The organism is Duganella sp. Root198D2 (assembly GCF_001428585.1).
Lineage (GTDB): Bacteria > Pseudomonadota > Gammaproteobacteria > Burkholderiales > Burkholderiaceae_D > Rugamonas.
In genome coordinates this window covers 94811-102856 of the sequence record NZ_LMIC01000013.1, presented here as the reverse complement: position 1 = coordinate 102856, position 8046 = coordinate 94811, and the positions used below count along the sequence as shown (strand labels likewise).

The window sequence follows — 8046 nt, the reverse complement described above, 5'->3', positions numbered from 1 at the left end:
CCGGTTCGGTGTCCGGCACTGTGAACGTCACCGTGAACGCCTCCGACAACAGCGGCTCGGCCGGCATCAACATGAGTGTCTACATCGACGGCCAGCTGCAAGCATCCGGCGCCGGTTCCTCCCTGTCCTACAGCTGGAACACCCGCAAGATCGCTGCCGGCAACCACACTGTCCAGGCTGTGGCCAAGGATGCCGCTGGCAACACCTCCACCACCACCGTGCAAGTGACCCGCTAATTAATAAAATACCCTGTTACAGCCCGGCTTCGGCCGGGCTTTTTTTATTATCAGCAAGTAATAACCATTAATGCGTCGCCAAGTGAAATTGAGTTAATATCCATTTCCGCGCGCCATTAGTTAACTCATTGATTTGACTGAATATTATTAATCGCTACAATCTTGCAAGCCAACTTTGCACAAATGCTCAGATTGATTTGTTTCAGGATGTAATTTGCGGGCAAATTTATTTGCCGCACGGTAAATCATCAGTTACTATCGAACTTGAAGTCTGACAAAGGCAAACCGTGCGAAAGCACGGGACGCAAAGTCGACGGTCTAACGGCGCGCAAGCGTCTATGACGGCTGGACTGCCAGATACACCGGTGACACTGAAGTCCCCGCTGTACTCTTCAACCGCCCTTTCCAGGGCGGGAGGCAGTCCCTTTTTTCCGAAACTCCGAAAACAGGACTCGCTTTTCAATGAAGAAACTCAGCAATTTCGCCTTCCTCTTCGCCGCCGTAACCCCGCTGGCGTTCTCCGCTCCAAACCACGCCGATCCAGAATTTATCGCTGGCCGCATCATCGTCGAACCCCAAGCCGGCCTGGGCGCAGACGAATTCGCCAAGGACCTCAAGATCCATGGCGCCGGCAAAGCCCGCAAACTGGGTCAAAGCAATATCCACGTCATCGATGTGCCGCATGGCTCCGAAAAAGCCATCGCCAACAAACTCAAGCACAATCCGCACTTCAAGTTCGCCGAGCTGGACCAGCTTGTGGATGTCGCCGCCACCAGCAACGATCCATATTTTGGCAGCGAATGGCATCTCAACAAGATCGGCGCGGCTACGGCATGGGATAGATCCCAGGGCGCAGGCGTCATCATCGCAATCATCGATTCGGGCGTGGATGCCAGCCATCCCGACCTGGCAGCCAACATGGTTCCTGGCTATAACACGATCGACAACAACACCAATTCCAGCGATGTCTGCGGCCATGGCACCGAAGTTGCCGGCAGCGCAGCTGCCGCGTTGAACAACGCCCTGGGCGTGGTGGGCGTGGCCGGCAAAGCCAAGATCATGCCGATCCGTACCGGCTACCTCAATTCGGCCGGATCCTGCCAGGGTTCCTACTCGGCGATCGCCGCCGGTATCACCTACGCTGCCGACCACGGCGCCCGTATTGCCAACGCCAGCTATGCCTACTTGCCAAGCAGCTCGGCCGTGGTCAGCGCTTCGAACTACATGAAGAGCAAGAACGGCCTGGTGTTCGTCGGCGCCGGCAACAGCAACATCAACGAAGGCTTCACCCCGACCGATTCCATGATCGCCGTGTCGGCCACCGATACCTATGACGCCAAGGCCAGCTTCTCCAGCTACGGCTCCTTCGTGCAGTTGTCGGCGCCAGGCACCAACATCTACACCACCACCCGTGGCGGTGGCTACCGGATGCAGGCCGGCACATCCTTCTCGAGCCCGATCGCGGCTGCAGTCGGTGCCCTTGTCATGGCGGCAAATCCATCGCTGACCGGTGCCCAGGTACAGAACATCCTGTTTTCCACGGCAACCGACCTCGGCACTTCAGGACGTGACATCTACTTCGGCTATGGCCGCGTCAACGCTGCTGCTGCGGTAGCGGCCGCTGGCAGCTCGACCACCGTGCCCGTCACCGATACGACTCGTCCGACGGTAGCGATTGCCTCTCCTGGCGCCAGCAGCACGGTTTCCGGCATCGCAACCGTTACCGCCAACGCATCGGATAACGTTGGCGTTACCCGTGTGGAGCTCAAAGTCAACAGTACCGTGGTCGCTTCCGACACCGCCGCACCGTTCAGCTTCGCCTGGGATACCAAGGGAGTTATCAACGGCATGGCAACCTTGACTGCCGTGGCCTATGATGCAGCCGGCAACGTCGCATCGTCTTCGCCGGTCTCGGTGAACGTGGCAAACACGACGACGACTCAGCCGGCCACCGATACCACCGCGCCGGTAGTCCGGATTACCAACCCGGTGGCAGGTTCTGTTCGCGGCAACGTGACCGTTTCGGTCAACGCTTCGGACAATAGCGGCAGCGCGGGCATTTCGATGTCGCTGTACGTCGACGGCGGCGTGGTTGCTTCCGGTGCCGGTTCCAGCCTGTCCTACAACTGGAACACCAACAAGGCGGCGCGCGGCAATCACACGCTGCAAGCGGTTGCGCGCGACAAGGCGGGCAACACTTCGACCTCTACGGTCTACGTTACCCGGTAAGTAACAAAAAAGAACGGCAGCCTAGGCTGCCGTTCTGGTTTCGGAAATCTTAGTCATTACCACTTACCCCTGCGGCGACGTGCCAGCGCCATGCCGAACAGACCGGTGCCAAGGATGGCCAGGGTTGCTGGTTCTGGAACAGCGACGCAAGCTGGATCGGTTGGGTTTTCCGTGCAGAAGTCGATCACTGGAGGACCGCAATCCACACCATTATCGTCACATTGCTTCAGCCACACGCTGCCCTCGTAGCCTTGCACGTGAACTGCAGCCTGGATCATCCGTCCATCTATCACCCATTGCTTACCGATTTTGTGAACCGAAAAGTCGCTAAAGGCGTCCGCGGACAAAGCACTCAGCGCGGTGAGCGTGTACGTTGAGACATCACCTTCCCCCAGTTGATGGTCACTGGTGGAGTACGAGAAGCGCATGTCGAAATAGCCGCCGCCGTCTGCGTTATACCCATTCAGGGTTCCAAAATAGACGCTCGACGCTTCAATATCGCCCACGCCGCCAGCGTACTGGACGTCCGTCAAATTGTTGCCGCCAGCAAGGTTAAAATACCAATCATTGACGTACGCACCGGTAGGCAAGCCAGGGCCGACGCTCATCACGAGAGTCGCCATGGTGTCGCCGTCTACCCAGTTGAGGGTTGCAGTTGCGTAAATATCCTGGGTTGCAGGAGGCACATCCCCGCTATACGCTCCACTATTACCGAACTGGAAAGTAATCGTTCCAGCTTCGGCGATTGGAGCCGCCAAAGCGGCGACACTCAGTGCTGCACCCAACAGTGTTTTCAAGATTTTCATGGCACCCCCTTGGTTGTTGTATCGTAGTAGATGCATAGAGCGTGCCTGCAAGTCACCCCCCCGCAGAATCAAACAGTTAATCTCAGCCATATTGATTTCGCAGTCATCAGGTGTAAAACTTTTCGACAGCAAGTCACTTGTGAGAAAGGCATTCTTGCGCAAGGGGCAAAGCGATACTTAGTTTTCCCTTAGGACGGTAACTGGCCCTCTTCGCCTGCGTTACAATGCGGGGAAATGAGCGCCGCAAACTTCCCTTTTGAAAATTCCTTCGCGGGCCTGCCGCCCGCCTTCTTCACGCACCTGATGCCAACGCCGCTGCCGGCGCCATACCTGGTTGCAGCGAGTCCTTCAGCCGCACGCCTGGTCGGCCTCGAACCCACAGCGCTTTCAACCCAGGAAACGCTTGAAATCCTGATCGGCAATCGTGTTGCTGAACGCTCAAAGCCGCTGGCAGCTGTTTACTCCGGCCACCAGTTCGGTGTCTGGGCCGGCCAGCTCGGCGATGGACGAGCCATCCTGCTCGGCGATATCACTACTGCGGACGGTCCGGTTGAGCTGCAGTTGAAGGGCGCCGGCATGACACCTTATTCCAGGATGGGTGACGGGCGTGCAGTACTGCGCTCCTCCATCCGCGAGTTCCTGTGCTCGGAAGCGATGCATGGCCTGGGTATCCCAACGACCCGCGCCTTGTCGGTCGTCGGCTCGGACCAGGGCATCGTCCGCGAGTCGATCGAAACGGCCGCTGTCGTGGTGCGCATGGCGCCCAGCTTCGTCCGTTTCGGCTCGTTCGAACATTGGTATTACAACCGCAAGCCGGAAGAATTGAAGCAACTGGCCGATTACGTGATCGAGCGCTTCTACCCAGCCCTTCGCGAGGAAGAAAATCCTTACGCAGCCTTGCTGGAAGAAGTAAGCCGCCGTACCGCGCGCATGATTGCCCACTGGCAAGCCGTAGGCTTCATGCATGGTGTAATGAATTCCGACAATATGTCGATCCTGGGCCTGACCCTGGATTACGGCCCGTTCGGCTTCATGGATGGCTTCGACGCCAACCAGATCTGCAACCACAGCGACGACCAGGGACGCTACTCCTATTCAAACCAGCCACAAATCGGCCATTGGAACTGCTACGCCCTGGCGCAAGCGCTGTTGCCGCTGATCGGCGAAGTCGAGCTGACACAGGAAGCGCTCGATGCGTACCAGCCCGAGTTCGCGCGCCACATCGACAAACTGCTGCACGCCAAACTAGGCTTGACGACCACACAGGATGCGGACCGCGAACTGCTCGATGGCCTATTCGCCGTTCTGCAAGCCAATCACACCGATTTCACGATCTTCTTCCGCCGCCTCAGCGGCTTGCGCGCGGGCGGTCCCGAAGGCGACGAACCGCTGCGCGACCTGTTCATCGACCGCCCCGCTTTCGATCACTGGGCCGAAGCTTACCGTGCGCGTCTGCGCGCGGAAAACAGCGATGATGCAGCGCGAAAACTTGCGATGGATCAGGTCAACCCCAAATATGTGCTGCGAAACTATATGGCACAGGTCGCCATTGAAAAGGCGCAAAATAAAGACTTTTCCGAAGTAGAACGCTTGCTGGCCATGCTCGAGCGCCCTTTCGACGAGCAAACACAAAATGAACAATACGCAGGCTTCCCGCCGGACTGGTCCAGCCAGCTCTCGGTAAGCTGCTCTTCGTGAGAGAGAAAATGAGCGACAAAGTAGTCAAGACTGACGCCGAATGGCGCGCCCAGCTCGATCCAACGGAATACCAGGTGACCCGCCACGCGGCCACCGAGCGTGCCTTTACCGGCAAGTTCTGGGACCACCACGAGCATGGCATCTATACCTGCGTGTGCTGCAATACGCCACTGTTCGAATCGGATGCGAAGTTCGATTCAGGTTGCGGCTGGCCGAGCTACTTCAAGGCGCTCAATCCCGCCAATGTCATAGAGAAAACCGACCGCTCGCATGGTATGCTGCGCACCGAAATCATCTGTGCAGTATGTGACGCCCACCTGGGCCACGTCTTCCCCGATGGCCCTCCGCCGACCGGCTTGCGCTATTGCATTAATTCGGCTTCGCTGCGCTTCGAACCAAAGCCCTAAAAAGATGAAGATTATTTTCGACCTGTTTCCGCTGATTCTGTTCTTTGTCAGCTACAAGTTTGCCGGCAGCCACCAGGAAGCGGCGCATGCCATGTTGAATGCCCACCTCGGCGACCTGGTTGCCGGCGGCGCAATTCCCGCTTCGCAAGCGGCGATCGTTGTTGCCACCATCGTCGGTATTATCGGCACTGCTGCGCAAGTGTTATATCTGTTGGCGCGCCGCAAAAAAGTCGATGGTGCCCTATGGGTTTCCCTTGTAGTGTTTATCGTATTTGGCGGCATGACCATTTATTTCCACGACGATGGCTTTATCAAATGGAAGCCGACCATTATCTACTGGTCGCTCGCTACGGCAATGCTGGTGGCTTACCGCTTCTTTGATAAAAACATGATTCGCGTGGCGATGGAAAAGCAGGTACAGCTGCCTGAGCACGTCTGGGTCCGCCTGCATTTCATGTGGATTACCTTCTGGCTGGTGCTGGGTTTCGTCAACCTGTTTGTCGCCTTCATCCTGTTCAAGTCGGATAACGACGCCTGGGTCAATTTCAAGGCTTTCGGTGTTACCGGAATGATGCTGGTGTTCTTTATCGCGCAGGCTTTCTACCTCTCTAAACATATTAAGGATGAAGCATGAGCGATCCGCGCCTGGCCAAGATCCGCGAGCGCCTGGAAGCGGCGCTGGCCCCGACGGAAATCGTGCTGGATGATGAGTCCGCGCTGCATGCCGGCCATGCCGGCGCAGCCTCCGGCGGCGGTCATTACAGACTGAAAATAGTCTCTACTAAATTCGAGGGTGTGAAACTCGTCATGCGCCATCGTCTGGTGTATGATTCCGTGCACGATATGATGCATAAAGAAATTCATGCATTGGCCATTACCGCACTGGCACCGTCCGAAGTATGATATGCGCGGAGTTTTTGGGAAACATCAAAAAGAACCTCGATCGTTGAATAGTAGAGACATCTCGGCGAACCAGCTCAAAATCCCCGCAATTCAGTAAACTTTCCCTAGGAATTAAACTAAATGACTTTCAAGCCAGCCCGCTTGCTGCTCGCACTTATCGCCGTTGCCGCTGCACCAGCTTTTGCCCAGAACGCCGCCGTCGTTAATGGCAAAGCCATCCCGACCGCCAAAGTTGACGCCCTGGTCAAACAAGTCGTTGCCCAAGGCCAGCAGCAAGACACCCCACAACTGCGCGAAATGATCAAGAAGTCCCTGATTGGCCGCGAAGTAATGATCCAGGAAGCCGAGAAGCAAGGCCTGTCCAAGAGCAAGGACGTCACCACTGCCCTGGAACAGGCTCGTCAGGACATCATGCTGAATGCCCTGGCTGCTGATTACGTGAAGAAGAACCCGGTTGCCGACGCCGAAATCAAGGCTGAATACGACCGCGCTGTTGCCGCTGAAGGCGACAAGGAATTCCACGTGCGTCACATCCTGGTTGAAACCGAAAAAGAAGCGACCGATATCATCGCCAAGCTGAAAGGCGGCGCCAAGTTCGAAGACCTGGCCAAGAACTCCAAGGATACCGGTTCCGCTGCCAACGGCGGCGACCTGGACTGGGGCACCCCAGGCAACTTCCCTAAAGTCTTCGCAGATGCCTTCACCTCGCTGCAAAAAGGCCAGATTACCGAGAAGCCGGTGCAAACCCCGAGCGGTTTCCACGTGATCAAGGTAGAAGACACCCGCGCCGTCAAGCTGCCAACCCTGGAAGAAGTGAAGCCACGTATCGCCGACTCCCTGATGCGCGCAAAACTGCAGACCTATCAGGAATCCCTGGTTAAGAAAGCCAAAGTACAATAATCCGTCACGGACCTGATCCGGCGCCTGAGTGGCGCCGGATTTATTTTAACTAAGGAAACACTCAATGAAATTTAAACCAGCTACCCTGCTGTTGGCCCTGATCGCAGTTGCTGCTGCTCCTGCGTTTGCCCAGAACGTCGCCACCGTGAACGGCAAAGTCATTCCATCGGCCCAGATGGATGCCGCTGTCAAACAAGCTGCCGCCCAAGGCCAGCCTGACTCGCCACAACTGCGCGAAATGATCAAGAAATCCCTGATCGGCCGCGAAGTGCTGGTGCAGGAAGCCACCAAGCAAGGCGTTGCTGCCAACAAGGACGTGAAAGACGCCCTGGAACAAGCTCGCCAGGAAATCATCATCCGCGCCCTGCTGGTCAGCTATGTGAAGAAAAACCCTGTGAGCGACGCAGAAATCAAGTCTGCTTACGACCAGTTCAAGGCTTCCAAAGGCGAGAAGGAATACCACGCTCGCCACATCCTGGTGAAGACCGAGAAAGAAGCAACCGACATCATCGCCAAGCTGAAAGGCGGCGCCAAGTTTGAAGAGCTGGCCAAGGCTTCGCAAGATCCAGGTTCGGCAGCCAACGGCGGCGACCTGGACTGGGCAGCACCAGGCAACTACGTGAAGCCATTCGCGGATGCCATGGTGGCCCTGAAAGACGGCCAGGTCACCGACAAGCCGGTGCAATCGCAATTCGGCTACCACGTGATCAAGCTGGAAGGCTCCCGCGCCGCCAAAGTGCCGTCCCTGGACGAAATCAAAGGCCAGATCTCCGAGTCCCTGACCCAGCGCAAAGTTGCAGCTTACCGCGACCAGCTGATCGCCAAGGCTAAAGTGCAATAATCCCGGGTGCGCCTTTACCGGCTGCC

At 56.9% G+C, this 8046-nt stretch carries 9 protein-coding genes and 1 riboswitch; of the genes, 8 read left to right on the top strand and 1 reads right to left on the bottom strand.

Annotation, left to right across the window (positions count from 1 at the left end):
- Positions 1–236, top strand: a 236-nt coding sequence (locus ASE26_RS31045; RefSeq protein WP_057246499.1) for an Ig-like domain-containing protein, incomplete at its 5' end; no start/stop codon positions are given.
- A 269-nt stretch (positions 237–505) separates the two neighbouring features.
- Positions 506–594: riboswitch (cyclic di-GMP riboswitch) on the top strand.
- 104 nt (positions 595–698) lie between these two features.
- On the top strand, positions 699–2465 hold the full coding sequence (locus ASE26_RS15080; protein WP_055927975.1) for a S8 family serine peptidase: 1767 nt from the start codon (positions 699–701) through the stop codon (positions 2463–2465).
- Between the two features lie 56 nt (positions 2466–2521).
- On the opposite strand, the gene ASE26_RS15075 is transcribed toward ASE26_RS15080, so the two are convergent.
- Positions 2522–3271: a PEP-CTERM sorting domain-containing protein gene (locus ASE26_RS15075; protein ID WP_082507217.1), complete on the bottom strand. Its 750-nt coding sequence runs from the start codon at positions 3269–3271 to the stop codon at positions 2522–2524.
- 234 nt (positions 3272–3505) lie between these two features.
- Here ASE26_RS15075 and ASE26_RS15070 point away from each other — a divergent pair, with 234 nt between their 5' ends.
- The 6 genes from ASE26_RS15070 to ASE26_RS15045 all read left to right on the top strand — a co-directional run bounded on the left by ASE26_RS15070 (position 3506) and on the right by ASE26_RS15045 (position 8020).
- Positions 3506–4969: a YdiU family protein gene (locus tag ASE26_RS15070; RefSeq protein ID WP_082591376.1), complete on the top strand. Its 1464-nt coding sequence runs from the start codon at positions 3506–3508 to the stop codon at positions 4967–4969.
- An 8-nt stretch (positions 4970–4977) separates the two neighbouring features.
- Positions 4978–5376: a peptide-methionine (R)-S-oxide reductase MsrB gene (gene msrB, locus ASE26_RS15065; RefSeq protein WP_055927970.1), complete on the top strand. Its 399-nt coding sequence runs from the start codon at positions 4978–4980 to the stop codon at positions 5374–5376.
- Complete coding sequence (locus ASE26_RS15060) at positions 5306–6010, top strand: septation protein A (RefSeq protein ID WP_307143558.1); 705 nt, start codon at positions 5306–5308, stop codon at positions 6008–6010. Before msrB ends, ASE26_RS15060 begins: the two co-directional genes overlap by 71 nt.
- Complete coding sequence (locus tag ASE26_RS15055; RefSeq protein ID WP_055927964.1) at positions 6007–6279, top strand: BolA family transcriptional regulator; 273 nt, start codon at positions 6007–6009, stop codon at positions 6277–6279. The genes ASE26_RS15060 and ASE26_RS15055 overlap by 4 nt, the downstream gene beginning before the upstream one ends.
- A 120-nt stretch (positions 6280–6399) precedes the next feature.
- Positions 6400–7179, top strand: coding sequence for a peptidylprolyl isomerase (locus ASE26_RS15050; protein WP_055927962.1), 780 nt, complete (start codon positions 6400–6402; stop codon positions 7177–7179).
- A gap of 64 nt (positions 7180–7243) precedes the next feature.
- Positions 7244–8020 (top strand): peptidylprolyl isomerase, encoded by a 777-nt coding sequence (locus ASE26_RS15045; protein ID WP_055927960.1) that lies wholly within the window; start codon positions 7244–7246, stop codon positions 8018–8020.
- The last annotated feature ends 26 nt before the right edge of the window (positions 8021–8046 follow it).